The following is a 19314-nucleotide window of genomic DNA, read 5'->3' as shown; positions in this document are numbered from 1 at the left end:
TCCCGGCCTGTTCATGCAAAACGCCCGCACATCGCGGGCGTTTTTGTTTGCCGGCCTCCAGCAAGAAAAAGGCCCCGCATGGCGGGGCCTTTTTATGCCGATACGGACAACGGCCGGACTCAGTCGTCCAGGCTATCGTGATCGAAGGTGCCGATGTTTTCGCCGGCCATCTGGCGCTTGACGAATTCGACGTCCTTGCCGTTCAGCGCGAACGGGAAGGAGAGGATGTCGGTCGGGCTGGAGTCGCCGTAGGGGCGGTTGCAGGCAGAGACTTCCTCGTCGGACTTGCCGGGGCAGCCGGAGGTCTGGAACGGCTTGCCGGAGTTGATGAGGGCTTCCAGTTCCTGCTGGTCCAGGCCGAAGTCGACGATCTGGCCCTGCTCGTTGAACTTCATGTCGTTGACGTGGCCACCGGCGTAGTCGATGACGAAACGACCCAGCTGCACGCGGCGCCACTGGTCCTTCGGGCAGGCCGGCCAGTCTTCCATCATGGAGCCCTGCTCGGGGAAGAAGGCGAACATATGGTTGTGACCACCCATGTCGCGGATCTTCTGGCAGACCTCCATCATTTCCTTTTCCGTCTCGCCCATGCCGGCGATCAGGTGCGCACCGAATTTCTCGGGGCCGAAGATCTCGGCGGCCCACTCGATGGCCTGCCAGTACTTGTCCCAGCGGTGCGGGGAGTCGACGGTCTTGCCGCGGGTGCGCTCGAAGATCTCGGGGGTGACGGCATCCAGCGCAACGGTGAAGATGTCGGCGCCTTCGTCACGCAGGGCGACCAGGTCGTCGTAGCTCATGCTGGTCGGGTTGGAGAGGATGGATACCGGGATGTGCGACAACTCCTTCATCCACTGCTTGAGCAGTACCATGGTGTCGTGATCGGAGTTCGGATGCGTGATCATGGAGATGCACATGCGCTCGAACTGACCCTTGTCGTGACCGGCCTTGACCTTCTCGATCACCTCGTCGTAACGGGCGGTCGGCCAGTCGACGCGGATGAAGTTGCGGTCGGCATAATCACGCGATTCCTCGCGATGACGGGCCAGACCACAGTAGGTGCAGTTGGCACGGCAGCCTTCCGGGTAGGTGACCAGGAGGTTGAGACAGTGCGTGCAGGCGGTACGGTGCATGTTGCCCGGCACCAGACCCAGCGAGATCGCGGCGGCGGTGGACATCTGCACGTATTCCGGCGAACGCATCTCCGGGGTCTTGATGTGATAATCCGGCCGGTAGAAATTCACCGGCTGGACGATGGTATCGGCGCTAGCGCTCATGACGAAACCTCCCGATGTTCTGCGGTATTCACTACCGACGCGAATGCACGTTTAAAAGTTAGACCGCCGCCCCTTGCGAGGCGTCACGGCTGAAATATTCGTCGAACGCCACCCAGCCCTTGCGCTGGACGGCGTCCGTGTTGGCCTTTTCCGTACGCCAGTACTGCCTGAGGTACTGGCGCCGCTCGACGGCACGCTCGACCGAGGATTCGTACTGGTCGCGCACGTCTTCCTCGTAATCCTCGAAGGCCTCCTCGTCACCATCCCTGAGGAAGGCGGCGGCGGCCTTGCCGGCGAGCTCCCCCGAGACCACCGCGGCGGCGATGCCGGCGCCGGTGATCGGATGCGTAAGCCCGGCGGCATCACCGATGAAGAGGACTCTACCCTCCACCAGGTGCTCCCGCAAACCGCCCACGGGGATCGCCCCGCCCGTGCGGTAGAGGATGTCTTCGCCCAGCAGACCGGCCGCCACCAGCTGCTGGTGCAGCCGGTCCAGCGGGACCTTGAGATCGGCCTCGAATTCACGATCCGCCCCCAGCCCGAGGTTGGCCACGTCGCCCTTGGGGAACAGCCAGGCATAACCACCCGGATACTCGTCCGACAGCCAGATGTCGGTGTCCTCGTAGGGCTTGAGCAGCGGCACGGTGTACTGGCGTGTCTGCACGATCTCGAGCGGCGGCAGGCCCATGAGTTTTGCCACCGGCGAATGCGGGCCATCGGCGGCCACCAGGACCTCGTAACCCACCTCGATCTCGTCATCCCCCCGGCGCACGGTCACGGTACGCGCCGCGGTGTCCAGGCCGACGATGCGCGAGGCCATCCAGAACTGCGCGCCAGCCGCTTCGGCCCGTGCGGCGATGGCCTGGTCGAACTTGTCGCGCTCGATCATCATCCCCGGGAAATCGGAGTCGTGCCGGTCGCCGGATGGCAGAAAGCTCTTCATGCCGACGATCTTCTGGCTGAACACCCCCTCGGCCTGGGCATAGGCACCCATGGGCAGCGGAATGAACTCGGCGCACTGCACGGGCACGCCGACGGCCTTGTTCTTGTCGATACCGAGCACGCGCAGGCCGGCCTCGGCGGCCGTGCGGGCGGCACTCGCCCCACCCGGGCCCAGACCGATGACGACGACGTCGAAGCGCTCCATGTCCTACCCGCTCAGGCCGCGCCGGACGCCGCCTGGGCGTTCGGATTCTGTGCGTTGTCGATCGCCATGCGGATCACCGTCGCGAAGTCGTCACGCGTGAGCTGCAGCATTTCCGCGCCGTAGTCGGCGAAGAACGCATCCAGGTTGGCGTCGAGCTCGTCGATCTTCGTGTTGCGCAGCGCAGCTTCCAGATCCACCACCAGGCGACGCGGCTTGATGAAGAAGTCACCCGTGAGCCACAGCTGCTTCAGGCGCCCCTTCTCCGGGTCCAGCATCACGTTGGCGCGCATCAGACCACCGGCGGACTTGTAGATCCCCTCCACCATCGGCGCGGTATCGACCGGGCGATTGTGCTGGTAGATCCACTCCTCGGAGTCGATCTCCTCGAGGGCCTCTGCGAAGATCTCCTGCTCGCGCGCGCTGATATCCTCGGCACGCTCGAAGCTGACGCCGAACTCATCGGCGAAGGCCTGCGCCATGGCCGCCTCGACGGCCTCGACGCTCGGCAGATCACCCAACAGCTCCTTCAGATTCACCACGCGCTCGCGCGCCGATGCGATCGCCTTGCCGGAGAGCTTCTCGGCCGGAATGCGCAGCACGCGCAGCATCTTTTCCACGTCGAAATCGATGAGCAGCGTACCCTGGTACAGGATGGAGTCGCCATCGAAGGCGCCACCGGTGCCGGAGATCTTGCGCCCGTCCACCTCGATGTCGTTGCGCGGGCGGTACTTGGCCGCCACGCCCAGCGAGCTGATGCCGCGTGCCGCCGCCTCGCAGACGCGCCGGGCAATGGCCGACATGTCGGCCGTACCGAGGGTCTGCTTGTCGAGATAGAGCTCCCAACCGATCTGGGTCTCGTCGAAGTACAGAGCCCCCCCGCCGGTCACGCGTCGCTGGATGTCGATGCCCTGCTCACGGCAGTAGTCGACATTGAGCTCCTGCTCGACATCCTGGTGAAAGCCGAGCAGCGCCGAGGGCTTGAAGCTGAGGAAGCGCAGCGTGTGCGGCGAGACGCCCTCCTGGTGCCCTTCGAGCAGGGCGCGGTTGAGCGCGAAATTTTCCGCCGCGCGCCGCACGCCGGTATCGATCAGACGCCATGTTGTGGGGTTACGCCCGCTCATGCGCTGCAGCAGCCGCCCGCGGCAGGTGCGTTTTCGGTGACGATGCGGATACCGCCGAGACCCTTGGCGGCAAGCTTGGCGGCGCGCCGGCGCTCGCGCTCGGACTCGATGATCGCGTTGATGTCGATCTCGAGGCCGGCGTCGAGGTTTTCCAGCGCCATGACCTCGTCGCCCACGGCGATCGAGCAGCAGGCCGGCGTGACCTTCACGCGGCGCTCGAGGCGGGCGGCCAGTTCGACCATGCCATCGGAGGGGTGGGCCAGGCCGTTGAGGCCGGCCATCACCGCGTAGGCGTCGATCTGCATCTTGGCCTTGCCCGGCGGGCGCGCACAGCCCAGCAGCAGCGGGGTGCTCGGCAGCGCCTGGCGGGCATCCATGAAGAAACGGCCGACGGCGGAGGTGTCGGGTGTCTCGAAGGGGCGGCTCTCGGGGGCGTAGAAGGGCATGACCACGACCAGCACCACCGCATCCGGCAGGTGGCGGGAGATCATTTCCAGTGCATTCCACTCGCCCAGCAGGCGCCCGTAATGCAGGCCGATCACGATATGCGGGACGACCTTCATCTTGGTATTGACGAGATGCTCGAGGGTGGCCTCGAAGTCATCCACGGTACGACGCAGGTGATAGACCTGCGTGATGGTGTCCTGGGAACCGATCACGTCCATCATGGCCGCATCGATACCGGACTGTTCCATGCTCATCGCGATGTCTTCGGTCACCAGTGCGGTGTGCATCGCGATCTTGAAATCGGGAAATTCGTCCTTGATACGACGAATGGTCGAGTAGTAGTCGTCGTACTCGACATGGTTCTGATGGTTGGAGCCGCCGGTCAGCAGCATGCCCTGACCACCATCCTCGACGATCCCGTTGACCACGCGCCACAGATCTTCGGGGGAACGGGCAGGAATCATCGGTTCGAGAATCTTGGCCTTGCAATGGTCGCACTGCAGCTTGCAGTCACCGCCCGTGATCGACACGGCCGGCCATGCGCTCTTGCCACAGTCGCTCAGCTCGGAAGTCTGATAGGCCTTGAACGTCGGGGTATAGAAATTAACGGGAGGAATGGCATTCGCATCGAGCGACGCCCAGTCGGATTCGAACGAACGAATCAGGCCCGAATCGAGCGGCAGGTCTTCCAGCGGCTCGACATGCTGGATGAGATCGTACCAGTCACTCATGGAAATCCACCCGTCTTTGCAATTCCAGAAAGCACTATCCCCCCGCAGTGCGGGGGGATAGCAGCACAGCTTAACGACCGATCAGCAGCCGCCGAAGCCGTCGGCTTCCATCTTGGCTTCGAAGGCAGCCAGGGCGTCACCACCGGTCTTCAGGGAGGCGGAATCACCGTCCCAGTTTTCGGCGGACAGCTTGACCAGCCAGCCTTCGCCATAGGGATCTTCGTTGATCAGACCCGGGTTGGCAGCCACCTTGTCGTTGGTTTCGACGATATCACCACCGATCGGGGTCTTGGCCGGACCCACCCACTTGCCGGATTCGACAGTGGCGCAGGACTTGTCGGCCTTCACCGACTTGCCGACCTTCTTCGGGGTGTAGGAAACGATCTGGCCAGCCAGCGAACAGGCATAAGAGGTCAGACCAACCGTCACGTTACCGTCGGCTTCCTTACGGACCCACACGTTGTTATCGACGTTGTAGAGCAGGTCTTCCGGGATATTGCATCCGCGTACAGCGCCCATTTTTATTTCCTCCTAATGAGACTGATTAACAAGCACTTAAACAAAAAACGGGCCTAGACAGCCCTAGAACCCATCAAAACGTGATCACCTTGTCACACGTCAGAAGCAGATCGGCCAGAACACTGGCACGGGAGACGTGATCTGCCTCCTCGATGATGTCCGTGTCCTCGTCGATTTTATACCCTGGCAATGCAGGCTGGCAAACATGCAGGACGACACCGGCACGCTTGGCATCTCTAATAAAATCAATGACTTTCTTGCCACCTTCCATTGCGACCAGGTCATCCGCCACGCCTTTTTGCATCAGTTTCACCCCTTCCATGGTGAAAAAGATATGCACGTCCACATCCATCGAGGCCATGATGGCACCGAGATAGAAAGGCGTCGCGCAGCGGTTCGGCGTACTCGGACCACTGGTCATGATGAACACGACGGTCTTCTCGTCGTTGTCGAGATAATGTTCTTCGTAGGCCATCGTGTCGTTACCGGACCTTGCGCTGGCAGTGAATGTCTTCACGCGTGGCGCGCTCGCAATAACCCTTGCGTGCCTCTTCCCCCGTCAGAAAGACTTCCAGGGCCTTGTCCACACCGCCGGTCGCGTTCACACGCGCGATCCAGGCGTTGTACGGATCACTGTTGAGCAGCACGGGGTTCTCGAGCACCTCGGCATTGCCTTCCACGATCTCGCATTCGATGAAATTCGGGATCGGACCGGCCCACTTGCCGCTCTCGATGGTGGCCACCGGCTTGCCCGGCGGGCGCATGGTACCCGGACGACGCACACGCACGTGCAGGATCTTGCCCGCAATGGTCTGTGAGATGTCCGTCATGCCGACAGTCAGCGAGTCGTCATCCTCACGACGGACCCAGATCTGGAACTCGTCGTCGTAAAACAACTCGGGGTGGAATTCGCAACCGTTACAATCCATGGGACCCCACGGCAAAGCGGAAAACTGAATAAACGAGAATTATTCTTGGCGACAAAAGCAAAAGCGGGAAGCGGGCTTGCGCCCGCCCCCGCTTCTCATCCTCAGATGACGCCCTTGTCCTTCAGGAACCCGATGGAGTCACTGACGTTTTCATGGATGCCCAGCTTGCGCGCGGACAGGCCCATGGACAGGCCGAGCAACTGGGTGAAGTAAAGCACCTTCACGCCGGTCTTGATGCCGAATTCGGTCTCGGCACGCACCTGGTGCATCTCCAGACCTGAATGGCAGGTCGGGCACTCGGTCGCGATAACCTCGGCACCGCTCTCCTCTGCAGCCTGCAGGATGTTCAGCACCAGCTGGGTCGAGGTATCCGAATCGGACAGCGTGTGGGCACCGCCACAGCAGGCCGTCTTCAGCGGGAACTCGACATTCACCGCGCCGGCAGCCGCCAGCAGGTCATCCATGAAGTGCGGCTTGTAGCTGGATTCCGAATCCGGGCCCTGATCCTTCTCGGGGAAAATCTGGCGCGGACGGGTGTACATGCAGCCGTAGTAGTTGGCGATCTTGATGCCGTTCAGGCTCTTCTTCATCTTCTGCTTGATCCCTTCGGGACCCAGCTCTTCCATCAGCCATTCCAGGAGATGAAGGGTGCGAACATCACCCTTGTAGACCGGATCGTCGGCCTTCTTGGCCAGATCCTGTACGGTCTGCATCGCCTTCTCGGAGGTGGCAGTCTCGTACTCGGCCTTCTTCAGGTTGTGGTAGCAGCCGTTGCACGGCGCCATCACGGCATCCAGACCCATCTGCTCGCTGGCGATGGCCAGGTTACGGGCAGAGAGATAGGTCTGCAGCATCGGATGGATGTTCTTGACCTCCATCGCGCCACAGCAGTTGTAGTCGCGCAGGTTCTCCATCTCCAGACCCAGCGACTTGACCAGCACACGGGTGGACTTGTCGTAAGGACCGCCGGAACCTTCCAGCGCGCAGCCAGGATAGTATGCAACCTTAGCCATGAGCGGCCTCCTTCTGTTCACGCACGTAGTTGGCCAGCACGTCGCCCGTCTTGCCCCAGGACTTGGTCTTGGGGGTAAAGACCAGATTCAGCCCCATCTTCATCAGCTGGGTGACCGGCAGGTATTTCATCATGCGCATGACGAACACCTTCAGCCAGTCCTGGATCAGCGGCTGGTTGGTCTTCTGGAAGAAGTGCATCATCACGTGGCTGTCCTCGATGCGTCCGGTCTTGTAGATCTGCGACCAGAACTCCTCATCGAAGATGGTGGACGGCGCCTTTTCGGTGATGCCCTCGTCTTCCATCCAGTGGGCCAGCGCCTTCATCACGCCTTCCGGACGGACGTCCTTCGGGCAGATGTTCGTGCACTTGTTGCACGAGACGCACTGCCAGATGATGTCCTTGTCCTTGAGGATCTCGTCTTTCAGACCCAGACGGGTGAGGTAGATCCAGAAACGCGGATTGAACTGCACATTCTGACCGTACATGGTGCAGGAGTTGGTGCAGGAACCGCACTGCCAGCAACGGTGGACGTTTTCACCCCCACTGTACTTCTGGATGATCTTTTCGAAGTCATCGTCGTAGTCACGCAGGGTGCGCGGCATGATCATCGTGTTCCAGTGCCCGGACACGTCAACACCGTCCACCACCAACGAATCTTGCGAAAGGAGGCGTTCCGGCTCAATCAGTGACTTCTCATGAATAGCCATGATCTTCTCCGAATATCAATCAAATATCGTGTTCTTTAATGAAGCGTCGGCTGCTGATCACCGGACTCGGCCTCTTTGAGGTCCCGCGTCCGGACATCGATACCCAGCAGCTTGAGCACCAGCTCCAGCGGGTCGTGCTTTGCTCCAAACTCCGCGTCGATCATGCCGATACGCGAAGACATCGCCTTCACGTAATCGCTGTAGGCATGCGCCTGCAGCAGATCGACAAGAAACGGCAGGTCGCGGTAAAAACCGCGCTCACCGAGAAACTCGGCAAACCAGACGCGTGCACCCTCGAAGGTCTCGGGCCTGGGTTCCAGGGGAATGGTCTCCATGGAGTCATTCCCGCGGATGAACTCGCGTAACGCACCGGTGCTGGTATTCACATCCCAGACCCACCGCGTCATCAACGGTATGCGGTCGGGGTCGCGAAAATGCAGCAGCTCGGCGGCGAGATCCCAGATGGCACGCCTGGCCTTGCGATGTTCCTTGTCCTTCGGCACAAGCTCGCAAAAGGCGACCATACGGTCACCAATTGCACCTTCGCCATATACTAGTGTCAGAACCGCATACTGCAGTTCGTCGTCACTGAGCGCGGCGAAGGTCTCACCGAGCTTGCGCCGTGCCGGAAACACTGTTTCCAGCACGGCATTGAAACCGTCGCGGCTAAAAGCGGCTTCCGTTTTTTCGGGCGGCAGGAGACGCTGGAACATCTCACGCTTGAGACCCAGGGCCTCGGTAAAGACTTCCAGCGTACTGTTGCGCTCACTGGTGAGCTTCAACAGATCATCCAGCTTACTGCCCGCGATATCCTTATCGAAGGTTACTTCGAGCTGGCCGGGGACGATGGCATCGCCATCACCCCCGCCACCCGAAGATTTAGCCTGCTTTCCGAACCAGAGCATTCAGATCCGCAACTGCACGCGAACCGGCGGCAGCACCCTGGGAAATTGCGTCATCGATCGTTTCCGGACCGTAGGCCGCACCACAGGAGTAGATACCCTTACGGGTAGTGCCACAGGTATTGGTGTAGTGCTCAGCACGCTCGATGAAGCCATGCTTCTCGAGACCGACGCCGAAGATCTTGGAGATTTCCGGGTTGTCCTCGTTCGGATCCATGCCGATGGCATGCACCACGATATCGAACGGAATGATGATCGGACGCTTGACCAGGGTGTCTTCACCCTTGACCAGCAGACGACCATCCGGACCCTGGGTCACTTCCGCGATACGTGCCTTCACGAATTTGGTCTTGAATTCTTCCTGGGACTTCCAGTAGAACTTGTCTTCGTACAGACCGAAGGTGCGGATGTCCATGTAGTAGATGAACACGTCCGTCTGCGGCGAGATTTCCTTGATTTCCATGGCCAGGTTGGCGGAAACGGTGCAGCAGATCTTGGAGCACCATTCACGACCGATCTGGCGGTCACGGGAGCCGACGCAGAGCAGGATCGCCACACGCTCCGGCACACGGCCGTCGGACGGGCAGGCAATCTTGCCGCTGGCAACCATCTGCTCCATCTGGGTGGTGGTCAGCACGTCTTCGTACGTACCGAAGCCCCATTCCGGCTTGTTGATGGAGTCGAAGTGGGTAAAGCCGGTAGCCAGGACGATAGCGCCCGCACCGACCTTCTCACCATTGCTCAGCGTGGCGGTGTAGTTGCCAGCCTCACCTTCCAGCTGGGTGACCTTGGTGTTCTTGTGAACGGTGACGCTACCGTCGGTTTCCACACGGCTGACCATGCGACCGATGGCGTCCTTCGCCCATTCACCGGAAGGAACCAGCTTGGCGTAACCCGACAGAATCGGGGCACCGCCGAGCACTTCTTCCTTCTCGACCATCACCACCTTGAAACCAGCTGCGGTAACGCTGGATGCGGCCGACAGACCCGCGGGGCCCGCGCCGACAACAAGCACTGTATCCTGCATTAAGCCTTACCCCCATAAGCAAGTTCGGGATTGTACAGGTACTCAATGTTACCTGCCTCAACTTCCTTCAGATATTCCTGGAAGTTTTTCTTGGCCTCACTCCAGCTCATACCCATCTTTTCGACGAGATCTTCGCAGGGAGAGGCGTGCCACTGAAGCTGCACGATCTTAAACGGATCGGCGCCGCAAGCCAAGGCCGCGAACTGCACTTCAGCCATGATCGGAATCTGGAAGTTCTGACCGTGCGCCTTACCGATCCACTGGTTCTTGTCCATGGTGGTGACACAACCGGTGTCGTTGGCCAGCATCACATCGGCATTGGCTTCTTCGCGCGCCACACGAATCTTGCGATCCATGGTGAAGGAACGGGTGAACTCGCGCTCGGAGATGATGTGACGGAAACCGAAACCGCAGCAGTCGTACCAGGTGGAGTAATCGATCACCTGCGCACCCAGGGCCTGGGCGGTGGAGGTGATGATGGCGGTACGGTTGCCACCCAGAACGGTCGGATCATAGACCGCATCCTCGTGCACCATCTTGTAGTAATGGCAGGCAACGTGCGCAGTGGCGCGGATGTGGGAGACGTCGATCTTCTGCAGCTCGGAAGCGATGCGGTTGCGCATCACGTGCACCCACTCGGAGTAGTGGATGATTTCTTCCGGGATGACCAGCTTGCCGTCGACCAGGCGACCCAGCTTGCCGAGGATCTTGGTGACCTTTTCGCGCAGCTCGGCGGACTCGATCAGGTACTTGCGGATTTCCTTGTAGTTACCGAAGGAGGTACCGCAATGCACCAGCGGGAAGAAGTGACCCAGCTCGTAGCCGTGCTGCTTGCCGGACACGTAGGCCTGGTGGAAGTTGCGCAGGAACACCGCGGCCAGGGCCTCCACGTTACCGATACCGGAACCGTGATAGTTCCAGGCGGTGCAGGAGGTCTGGTCGGTTTCGTCGAGGTAGTCGACACCCGGCTTGTAACCGAACTCGTTCATGAACCAGATGAGCGAGGTCGGGTAGCCCGGGATGTTGCCGCACTGGCCGCAGGACTTGTGGTGCCACAGCTGACGGGTCGGGATCTTCTTGTCCCAGCCGAACAGCGTCTTCACCATCTTCGGGTCGTGCTCGTCACCAATGCGGTGAATGATGATTTCGCCTTCCTTTTCGAGCTCGTACATGTGCTCGCGGACGTCGTCCATGCGATCACCGAGATCGATGGTGCGGCGGTCGACGTGCTTGCGCACCCAGTCGGTAGCACGAATGGCGTCTTCACGGGAAAGGTCGGTTTCCTGGAAGAAGGAACCGTGACCGGCAATACCCTGACCTTCGTTTTCCGGAGTCTGATCTGTGGGATTCATAATGAGTCTCCTCGTTGTCTTGTTCAGCAGTCGCTAGCGAACAACCGAACCCGATTAATCGTCGTCGTCCTCTTCCTGCTCTTCGAGCCAGTCCTCGTAGTCTTCACGCTTTTCGTCGATGAAGTCTTCGATAACGTCGAAGAGGTTTTCATCCATCAGTTCGAGTGCGTCGAGGACGCCGGTCATCTCCCAGATGGTATACATTTCGACGGAAGTCTTGAGCGACACTTCCCACGCGGTTTCCACGGTCTGCAGGGTCTTGACCGGGATCGCCTTGCGCAGGATGTTCAGATCACCCTCCACCTTCTGGATGTTGGGACCCCAGTCGGGGAAGTGGTCGGGCTGGATCATGTCCGGAGACAGCTGGTTGCCGGTCGTGATCAGCTTGAGCATGACGCGCCCGAAGGGACGCAGCACATCCTTGGCGGACTGCATTTCATGCTTGATGGCGACCTCGCGCATGATGGCGACGAGACCACCGGGGGAATTCTTGAAGGGGCAACGCGCCGCACAGGTCATGCACTGGGCGCAGGCCCAGATCTTTTCCTGCATCGCATCGTAGATCTGCTCGACGTTTTCGGTCCACAGAAGCTGAACGATTTCACGCGGGCTGTAATCGTAGAACTGGGCAGACGGACAGGTCGCCGTGCAGATACCGCAGTTCAGGCAGCCGTTCAGTTCGTGGTCGTAACGGAAATCACCACGAATGTCGTCGTAGATCTGCTGCATTTCAGCATAAGTCGCCATAGATGCACCTCGTTCGAGTGGTCCTTAGCTCGGTAAACCCTAGCAAAAAGCTCAACTTTTCGAGTTTGCCAGAGTATACACGAAAGTTCTGAACCTCAACCAATTACCGCATGGAAACCGATGTTATCCATGCATGAGAGTTTGCCTCGCCCGGGATCTCCCGGGGGAAGCCGCTAACGCGGCCCGAAACACCACTCCGGGCGCGGGATCACCGGCACTCCGAAACGGCAGGATTACGGCCAATAAAAAAGTCCTGGCATCTGTCAGACACCAAGACTTCTCGAAAATCATTTCACCCGCGGGAGCCGCACTGACCATGCCCGCCACAGATCCAGGCATCGAGCCACGGCAGCGCCACCGCCAGCTGGCGGTGCGAAAAAACAGCGGATTGTTCGTGACGGGCAAGAGTCATTGCTACACGCGAATCACTGTACCGGGGATGGCCCTGAAAAAAAGTTCGCACCTTATATGCCAAGCCATTGCAAAACGCAAGACTTGATCATTTTCACAAAATCCCGTTCAGACGCCTTCAAGGGGGAGTTCCGCGAGGGGTCGCCCACTGCCTGCCCAGGCCATGATGCCGCCCTGCAGGTTGTATACCTCCGAGACCCCATGCTGCGCGAGAAAGGCGCAGGCCTGCGCGGAACGGGCACCACTCTGGCAATAGAACACAAGCTTGCCGTCGGCCCCTGTCAGCTCGGACAGCCGCAGGGGAATCAGATGCAGCGGCAGGGGCTCGGCACCCCCGATGCCCCCGCGCGCGATCTCCGCCGGCGTACGCACGTCAATCAGGCGGAACGCCTCGCCCTGGGTGCGCCACTGCTCCAGCGTGGCGACATCGATCTCGTTGAAACCGAACATAGTAACCCTGCACCCGGAGGTGAATTTATTAGCAAATCAGGATATTCTGCTAGCCCGACTCCGCAGACGTCAAGCCTTGTCCGCGGAGCAGGACCAGCGATTTCGAGAATGATTCTCAACACGATATATATGGTGTGCCCAAGGGCCGCCGGAACCCCGGGGAATTCGGAATTGTCAGCCCGCGCACAGGCATGATAACTTGCGCAGTTATGTTTCAGGTTTCCCGTTAGGCCAACGATCCTGAGGAGCAATCCCTTGACCAAGAACGATTTCGCCGTAAACACGAAGTACGTGGTGACCTACAAGGACAGCAGCGGCAAGCTGCGTCCGGGCAACTTCTATGTCTACCGCCTCTACGACGAGTACATGATCGCGCGCAACACCGACAAGTCCAGCCTGCTGCACAAGCTGAAGTACGAGGACGTCGTCAAGATCGTCAAGACCATCCAGGTCGCCAACTACCACCAGTTCAAGCTCCCGGAAGTGGTACTGGAAGAGAAGAACTGGAAGGACCGGGACGTGATGCACACCTACACCTCCCACCCCGGGCTGGGCAAGTAATTACGGGACACTTGACTCCGTCCCGCATCAGCAACAGGGCCAGAGGCCGCCTACGCGCGGCACTGGCCCTGTTGCTTTGTGTGTGCCTGGGGCTGCCGCCCCTGCCCGCCTTCTCCTCGGACATCGAACTCCCCGACATCGGCGACCCGGCCAGCCAGGCTCTGACCCTGGCGCAGGAACAGGCGCTGGGTCGCGAAATCCTCAAGGAGATCCGGCGCAACCTGCCGCTGATCGAGGACCCCGAGGTCACCAGCTACGTGCGCTCGCTCGGCCTGCGCCTGGTCGCCGCCAGGCCCGACGCCCACCCGGATTTTCATTTCCTGGTCATCCAGGACCCTGCCATCAATGCCTTTGCCACCCCTGGCGGCGTGGTGGCCATCAATACCGGCCTGCTGACCGCGGCACGCAACGAGGCCGAGGTGGCGGCCGTGGTCGCGCACGAAATCGCCCACGTCACCCAGCGTCACCTCGCCCGGCGCTATGCGGGCAGCGGCCGTATCGACCTCGCCACAGGGCTCGGCATACTGGCTGCCATCCTGGTCAGCGCCTACAGCACCGAGGCGGCAGAGGCGGCCCTGTACTCCTCCATCGCCGCCGGCGCCCAGCAGCAGCTCGATTTCAGCCGGGCGAACGAGCAGGAGGCCGATCGTATCGGCATCATCACCCTGGCCGGTGCCGGCTTCGACCCGCATGCCATGCCCGCCTTCTTCGAGCGCCTGCAGCGACTGAACTTCACCTCGCCGGACGCCATCCCGGAATACCTGAGCACCCACCCGGTCACCACCTCCCGCATCAGCGACAGCGTCGCCCGCGCCGACCAGTACCAGGGTGACTATCGCAGCGACAGCGAGGAGTTCCAGCTGATCCAGGCCAGGACGCGCGCACTGAGCAGCGACCCGGCACGCCTGCTGCGCGAATACGAAGAGACCCCGATGCCGGCCCGCACGACACGCGTACGCTACACCCAGGCCATCGCCCTGCAACGTGCGGGTCGCCACGACCAGGCCCTGGCGATGGCGCAGACACTCAACCGCGAGAAACCCGACACCCTGCCCTACCAGCTGTTGCTGGCCGAGGCGCAGCTCGGCGCCTCGAAGGCCCACGATGCACTCGCCAACCTGGAGCCGCTGGACGCCGTCTATCCACGCTACGCCCCGGTGACCGCGCTCATGGCACGCGCCCTCATGGCGAACGGAAAGCCCACCGAGGCACGGCGCAAGATCGAGGCCATACTGGCCAGCGGCCACGAGGAGCCCGCCTTTCTCAAACTGCGTGCCGAGGCTGCGGCTGCAGAGGACCTCGTCTCGCTCAGCCACGAGGCCATGGCCGATTACTACCTGGCGCACGGCCAGGTAAGCACGGCCGTGCGCCAGCTCGAACTGGCGCTCGATGCACGCGACCTCGACAGTACGTCGGAGGCGCGCATCCGCTCGAAACTGCGCGCACTGAACCCGACGAAATAAAATCACACCGTGGTGCATCCCCCCTTGTAATGCTGCTTGCGCAGCAGACGATTCGTACACGTATATTAGCGTTTCACGAAATTCCAAAGCTTAACTTTTTGTTGCGAACGCCCATCTGATCTGTATGCTATATCGCTAACGAATGCTAACCGCACCATGCTTTAGCTACTGGTTCAGGGTTCGTGAGTGAAGATGGATCTTCATATAAGAAAAACCGACGAGACTGGAAATAACCAAGTGAGGAGGTACCACATGCGGAACCCCGCAAAGTTCATCTCGGGCGTCGCTTCGGTTGCCGCGATCCTCGGCACGCTTGCTTTTGTGCCGGTGACTGCTGCTGCAGCCGATGCTGCCGTCATCGAGGAAGGCAAGAAGATTTCCTTCGACCGCCGCAAGGGCAACTGCCTGGCCTGCCACGCCATTGAAGGTGGGGACCTGCCGGGCAATATCGGCCCGCCGCTGGTGGCGATGAAGGCCCGCTTCCCCGACAAGGCCGTGCTGCGCGCACAGATCTGGGATGCCCGTCGCGCCAACCCGAACACCATCATGCCCCCCTTCGGCGCGCACCGCATCCTGACCGAGGACGAAATCGACAAGGTCGTGGAATACATCCACACCCTGTAATGCACGGGATTTACTGGAGCGAATACACATGAGCATGAAACGCAGAACTTTCCTCAAGGGTACCCTGGCTGCCGGCACCGTCGGCAGGGCCGTGAGTGCCGGCCTGCTGACTCCGCGCGCCGTCATGGCCGCCTGGCCGAAGGACGCCTTCGAGGCCAAGAGCATGGATGACGCCATGCAGGCCACCGTGGGCGGCACCAGCGCCCGCGCAGGCGCCATCTCCATCAAGGCCCCGGACATCGCCGAAACCGGCGCCGTCGTGCCGGTCACCGTCTCCACCAGCATCTCCGGCGTCGAGTCCATCAGCATCTTCGCCAAGGAGAACGCCAACCCCCTGACCTCCAGCTACATGCTCGGTGGCAACACCGAGGGCTTCGTCTCCACCCGCATCAAGATGGGCAAGACGTCCGACGTCATCGCGGTCGTCAAGGCGGATGGCAAGCTCTACAACGCCACCAAGGAAGTCAAGGTCACCATCGGCGGCTGCGGCGGCTAAACGAATTCGGAGAGAGGTATAACTAATGTCTTCTATCAAGGTTCGCGCGAACGCACAGGGTGGCAGCACCACCGTCAAGTGCCTGATCAGCCATCCGATGGAAACCGGTCAGCGCAAGGACAGCAAGACCGGCAAGATGATCCCGGCCCACTTCATCCAGGAAGTGAATGCCGAGCACAACGGCAGCAACGTGCTCACCGCCCTGTGGGGTCCGGCCATCTCCAAGAACCCCTACCTGTCGTTCAAGTTTTCCGGCGGCAACAAGGGTGACACCCTGAAGATCAGCTGGGTCGACAACGAGGGCAAGTCCGACTCGGTCGAGACCAAGATCGGCTAATCCATCGGTACATCTGGAGGAGAGAGACAATGAAAAAAATCTTCGCTGTGGCAGCAGCGATCGTCGCCTTCGGTATGGCGCCGATTGCCTCGCAGGCCACCCCCGAACAGGATCTGAAGGAATTCCGCGCCTACTTCAAGGACCGGTTCCCGAGCGTTCCCTTCCAGGACTTCGCCAACGGCGTGTACGCCGTCGATGCCGGTTCCCGCGAACAGTGGGAAGCCATCGAGGAGTTCCCGCCCTATGAGCTCAACATCTCCAAGGGCGAAGAGATGTTCAACACCCCGTTCGCCAACGGCAAGACCTATGCGGATTGCTTCAAGAACGGCGGCAAGGGCATCAAGCAGCACTATCCCTACTGGGACGCCAAGACCAAGCAGGTGAAGACCCTGGAGCAGGAGATCAACGAGTGCCGCGTGCAGAACGGTGAAAAGCCGCTCGGCTACAGCAAGGGCGCCATCGCCGATCTGTCTGCCTACATGGCCTACACCTCGCGCGGCGCCAAGATCGACGTCAAGGTTCCCAACGACCCGGATGCCCAGGCCTGGTACGAGCGTGGCAAGCAGCACTTCTACGCCAAGCGCGGCCAGCTGAACATGTCCTGCGCCGACTGCCACGTGTACAACGCCGGCAACCGCGTGCGTGCGGACATCCTGAGCCCCGCCCTGGGTCAGGTGTCGCACTTCCCGGTGTATCGCGCCAAGTGGGGCGGCCTGGGTACCATCCAGCGTCGTTACGGCGGCTGCAACGAGCAGGTCCGTGCCAAGAAGTTCGGCTCGCAGAGCGAGGAATACCGTGCGCTCGAGTACTTCCACACCTACATGAGCAACGGCATCGAAATGAACGGTCCGGGCGCGCGCAAGTAAGCGACCCGACCGCTTCAAGACCTGAAGAAAAAGCCCGGGGCATCCCGGGCTTTTTCATTTCCGGGCCCATGCCTGCCGATTGCATTCTGCAACCACCGGGGGTGCACAATGCAATATCATGATTTATAACGAGTTTCCTTGAAATAAATACATGACGCGCGGCATCTGATTACGGTAACCTTGCCCAACAGGGCACAAGACCCGGAACAAAGAAAAACCTACCGGTTTTCGTTGCGACACCCAATTCGATCACTCGACTACGGTTCCTCGGAGGATGACATGAGCTTATCTCGTCGCGAATTTCTCCAGATGATGGCCGCCGCCAGCGCCGCGGGCTTTCATCTGACAGGCTGTGATACGGACAAGAACGCTGCGCCGGGCACGGCCGGCAAGCAGATGCAGAGCAATCCCTACGACATCCCGCCCTTCGGCAATGTCTCCTTCCTGCATTACACCGACTGCCACGCGCAGCTGCTGCCCGTCTATTTCCGTGAGCCGAGCATCAACCTGGGCATCGGCAGCATGAAGGGCAACCCGCCCCACCTGGTGGGGGACGCCTTCCTCAAGCACTACGGCATCCAGCCCGGTACCCGTGAGGCCCATGCCTTCACCTATATCGACTTCGCAGACCTTGCACAGAAATACGGCAAAATCGGCGGCTTCGCCCACATGCGCACCCTGGTCAAGAACCTCAAGGCCGCGCGCCCGGGCGCGCTCATGCTCGACGGGGGCGATACCTGGCAGGGTTCCGGCACCTCGCTGTGGACCAATGCCCAGGACATGGTCGACGCGCAGAAGCTGCTCGGCGTCGATATCATGACCCCGCACTGGGAGATGACCTTCGGTGCCGACCGCGTGGTTGAAGTCATCGAGAACGACTTCGCCGGCCACATCGACTTCGTTGCCCAGAACGTGGTCGACAACGACTGGGGCGAGCGCGTCTTCAAGCCCTACGTCATGAAAGAAATGAACGGTGTGCCGGTCGCCATCATCGGCCAGGCCTTCCCCTACACGCCGATCGCCAACCCGAGCCACATGATCCCCGACTGGTCCTTCGGCATCCGCGACGACGCCATGCAGCAGGTCGTGGACCAGGCCCGTGCGGAAGGCGCCCAGGTCGTGGTGGTGATCTCGCACAACGGCATGGACGTGGACCTCAAGATGGCCAGCCGCGTCTCCGGCATCGACGCCATCTTCGGCGGTCATACCCATGACGCCGTGCCGAAGGCCGTGGAAGTGAAGAACCCGGGCGGCATGACCCTGGTCACCAACGCCGGCTCCAACACCAAGTTCCTCGGTGTCATGGACTTCGACGTGCGCAACGGCAAGATCGTCGACTACCGCTATCACCTGCTGCCGGTGTTCGCCAACCTCATCGAACCCGACAAGGAAATGGCCGACTACATCGAGAAGGTGCGCGCGCCCTACCTCGACCGCCTCAACGAGGAACTGGCCGTCACCGAGGAACTGCTGTACCGCCGCGGCAACTTCAACGGCACCTTCGACCAGCTCATCTGCGACGCCCTGATGGAGGTCCAGGACGCCGAAATTGCCTTCTCCCCGGGCGTGCGCTGGGGCGTGAGCGTGCTGCCGGGCGACACCATCACCTATGAGCACGTGATGACGCAGACCGGCCTCACCTACCCGAACGTCACCCGCAACGAAATGAGCGGCGAGATGATCAAGACCATTCTCGAGGACGTGGCCGACAACATCTTCAATGAAGACCCCTACTACCAGCAGGGTGGCGACATGGTGCGCGTTGGCGGCCTGAAATACGCCATCGACCCGAGCGCACAGATCGGCAACCGCATCTCCGAGATGAGCCTGAACGGCAAGGCCATCGACCCGAGCAAGACCTACGTGGTCGCTGGCTGGGCGAGCGTGCAGGAAGTGCCGGCCGGCGATACCGGCATCCCGATCTGGGACGTGGTCTCCGACTACCTGCGCAACCAGGGCACCATCAAGTCCCTGGAGCTCAACGAGCCGGTGATCAAGGGCATGGCAGGTAACCCGGGCCTCGCCTGATCCGCTGCCGTCCTGAGCACAAAAAGCCCCGCCTCGTGCGGGGCTTTTTTGTGCTGGGAATAAAAACCAAAGCGCCACAGAGGGCACAGAGGACTTTTCGCCTCACGCCTCACGCCTCACGCCTCACGCCTCACGCCTCACGCCTCACGCCTCACGCCTC

General features: G+C 60.9%; 21 protein-coding genes. 7 read left to right on the top strand and 14 right to left on the bottom strand.

Annotation, left to right across the window (positions count from 1 at the left end; genetic code table 11):
- Window positions 1–119 precede the first annotated feature (119 nt).
- The 14 genes from HUJ28_01745 to HUJ28_01680 form a co-directional block, all read right to left on the bottom strand.
- Entirely contained in the window at window positions 120–1274 is a 1155-nt protein-coding gene (locus HUJ28_01745; protein ID MBD3618181.1) for a radical SAM protein, read from the bottom strand.
- A 58-nt stretch (window positions 1275–1332) separates the two neighbouring features.
- Window positions 1333–2421, bottom strand: a complete 1089-nt coding sequence (locus HUJ28_01740) for an NAD(P)/FAD-dependent oxidoreductase (protein ID MBD3618180.1) — start codon at window positions 2419–2421, stop codon at window positions 1333–1335.
- Window positions 2422–2432: 11 nt separating this feature from the next.
- A complete protein-coding gene (locus HUJ28_01735) occupies window positions 2433–3542 on the bottom strand; it encodes a lipoate--protein ligase family protein (protein ID MBD3618179.1) in 1110 nt (369 codons plus the stop codon).
- Window positions 3539–4720: a radical SAM protein gene (locus HUJ28_01730; protein ID MBD3618178.1), complete on the bottom strand. Its 1182-nt coding sequence runs from the start codon at window positions 4718–4720 to the stop codon at window positions 3539–3541. Before HUJ28_01730 ends, HUJ28_01735 begins: the two co-directional genes overlap by 4 nt.
- An 81-nt stretch (window positions 4721–4801) precedes the next feature.
- Window positions 4802–5239, bottom strand: coding sequence for a glycine cleavage system protein GcvH (gcvH, locus tag HUJ28_01725; GenBank protein MBD3618177.1), 438 nt, complete (start codon window positions 5237–5239; stop codon window positions 4802–4804).
- 73 nt (window positions 5240–5312) lie between these two features.
- Window positions 5313–5714 carry a DsrE family protein gene (locus tag HUJ28_01720; protein ID MBD3618176.1) on the bottom strand — a complete coding sequence of 134 codons (402 nt, stop codon included), beginning with the start codon at window positions 5712–5714 and terminating at the stop codon, window positions 5313–5315.
- A 7-nt stretch (window positions 5715–5721) separates the two neighbouring features.
- Window positions 5722–6168, bottom strand: coding sequence for a glycine cleavage system protein H (locus HUJ28_01715; protein ID MBD3618175.1), 447 nt, complete (start codon window positions 6166–6168; stop codon window positions 5722–5724).
- A 101-nt stretch (window positions 6169–6269) separates the two neighbouring features.
- The gene (locus HUJ28_01710; GenBank protein ID MBD3618174.1) at window positions 6270–7181 is read right to left on the bottom strand and encodes a CoB--CoM heterodisulfide reductase iron-sulfur subunit B family protein; all 912 of its coding nucleotides are present in this window, start codon (window positions 7179–7181) and stop codon (window positions 6270–6272) included.
- Entirely contained in the window at window positions 7174–7890 is a 717-nt protein-coding gene (locus tag HUJ28_01705; protein ID MBD3618173.1) for a 4Fe-4S dicluster domain-containing protein, read from the bottom strand. The genes HUJ28_01710 and HUJ28_01705 overlap by 8 nt, the downstream gene beginning before the upstream one ends.
- Window positions 7891–7925: 35 nt before the next feature.
- Window positions 7926–8795, bottom strand: a complete 870-nt coding sequence (locus HUJ28_01700; GenBank protein MBD3618172.1) for a hypothetical protein — start codon at window positions 8793–8795, stop codon at window positions 7926–7928.
- Complete coding sequence (locus HUJ28_01695) at window positions 8770–9819, bottom strand: CoB--CoM heterodisulfide reductase iron-sulfur subunit A family protein (protein MBD3618171.1); 1050 nt, start codon at window positions 9817–9819, stop codon at window positions 8770–8772. The genes HUJ28_01700 and HUJ28_01695 overlap by 26 nt, the downstream gene beginning before the upstream one ends.
- The gene (locus HUJ28_01690) at window positions 9819–11171 is read right to left on the bottom strand and encodes a heterodisulfide reductase subunit B (GenBank protein ID MBD3618170.1); all 1353 of its coding nucleotides are present in this window, start codon (window positions 11169–11171) and stop codon (window positions 9819–9821) included. Before HUJ28_01690 ends, HUJ28_01695 begins: the two co-directional genes overlap by 1 nt.
- A 54-nt stretch (window positions 11172–11225) precedes the next feature.
- Window positions 11226–11900, bottom strand: coding sequence for a 4Fe-4S dicluster domain-containing protein (locus HUJ28_01685; protein MBD3618169.1), 675 nt, complete (start codon window positions 11898–11900; stop codon window positions 11226–11228).
- Between the two features lie 537 nt (window positions 11901–12437).
- Complete coding sequence (locus HUJ28_01680; GenBank protein MBD3618168.1) at window positions 12438–12779, bottom strand: sulfurtransferase; 342 nt, start codon at window positions 12777–12779, stop codon at window positions 12438–12440.
- A gap of 255 nt (window positions 12780–13034) precedes the next feature.
- Between HUJ28_01680 and HUJ28_01675 the strand changes: the two genes are divergently transcribed.
- The 7 genes from HUJ28_01675 to soxB all read left to right on the top strand — a co-directional run bounded on the left by HUJ28_01675 (window position 13035) and on the right by soxB (window position 19154).
- Window positions 13035–13340, top strand: coding sequence for a hypothetical protein (locus tag HUJ28_01675; protein ID MBD3618167.1), 306 nt, complete (start codon window positions 13035–13037; stop codon window positions 13338–13340).
- Between the two features lie 92 nt (window positions 13341–13432).
- Window positions 13433–14803 carry a M48 family metallopeptidase gene (locus HUJ28_01670; protein MBD3618166.1) on the top strand — a complete coding sequence of 457 codons (1371 nt, stop codon included), beginning with the start codon at window positions 13433–13435 and terminating at the stop codon, window positions 14801–14803.
- Between the two features lie 252 nt (window positions 14804–15055).
- Window positions 15056–15427, top strand: coding sequence for a sulfur oxidation c-type cytochrome SoxX (soxX, locus tag HUJ28_01665; protein ID MBD3618165.1), 372 nt, complete (start codon window positions 15056–15058; stop codon window positions 15425–15427).
- Between the two features lie 28 nt (window positions 15428–15455).
- A complete protein-coding gene (gene soxY / locus HUJ28_01660; GenBank protein MBD3618164.1) occupies window positions 15456–15923 on the top strand; it encodes a thiosulfate oxidation carrier protein SoxY in 468 nt (155 codons plus the stop codon).
- 25 nt (window positions 15924–15948) lie between these two features.
- Window positions 15949–16260, top strand: coding sequence for a thiosulfate oxidation carrier complex protein SoxZ (gene soxZ, locus HUJ28_01655; GenBank protein MBD3618163.1), 312 nt, complete (start codon window positions 15949–15951; stop codon window positions 16258–16260).
- A 29-nt stretch (window positions 16261–16289) separates the two neighbouring features.
- The gene (gene soxA / locus HUJ28_01650) at window positions 16290–17126 is read left to right on the top strand and encodes a sulfur oxidation c-type cytochrome SoxA (protein ID MBD3618162.1); all 837 of its coding nucleotides are present in this window, start codon (window positions 16290–16292) and stop codon (window positions 17124–17126) included.
- 279 nt (window positions 17127–17405) lie between these two features.
- A complete protein-coding gene (gene soxB, locus HUJ28_01645) occupies window positions 17406–19154 on the top strand; it encodes a thiosulfohydrolase SoxB (GenBank protein ID MBD3618161.1) in 1749 nt (582 codons plus the stop codon).
- Window positions 19155–19314 lie beyond the last annotated feature (160 nt).

The organism is Chromatiales bacterium, from assembly GCA_014762505.1.
Classification (GTDB): Bacteria; Pseudomonadota; Gammaproteobacteria; order SpSt-1174; family SpSt-1174; genus SpSt-1174.
The sequence above is the reverse complement of the archived record's forward strand: the minus strand, read 5'-3'. Positions and strand labels throughout refer to the sequence as shown.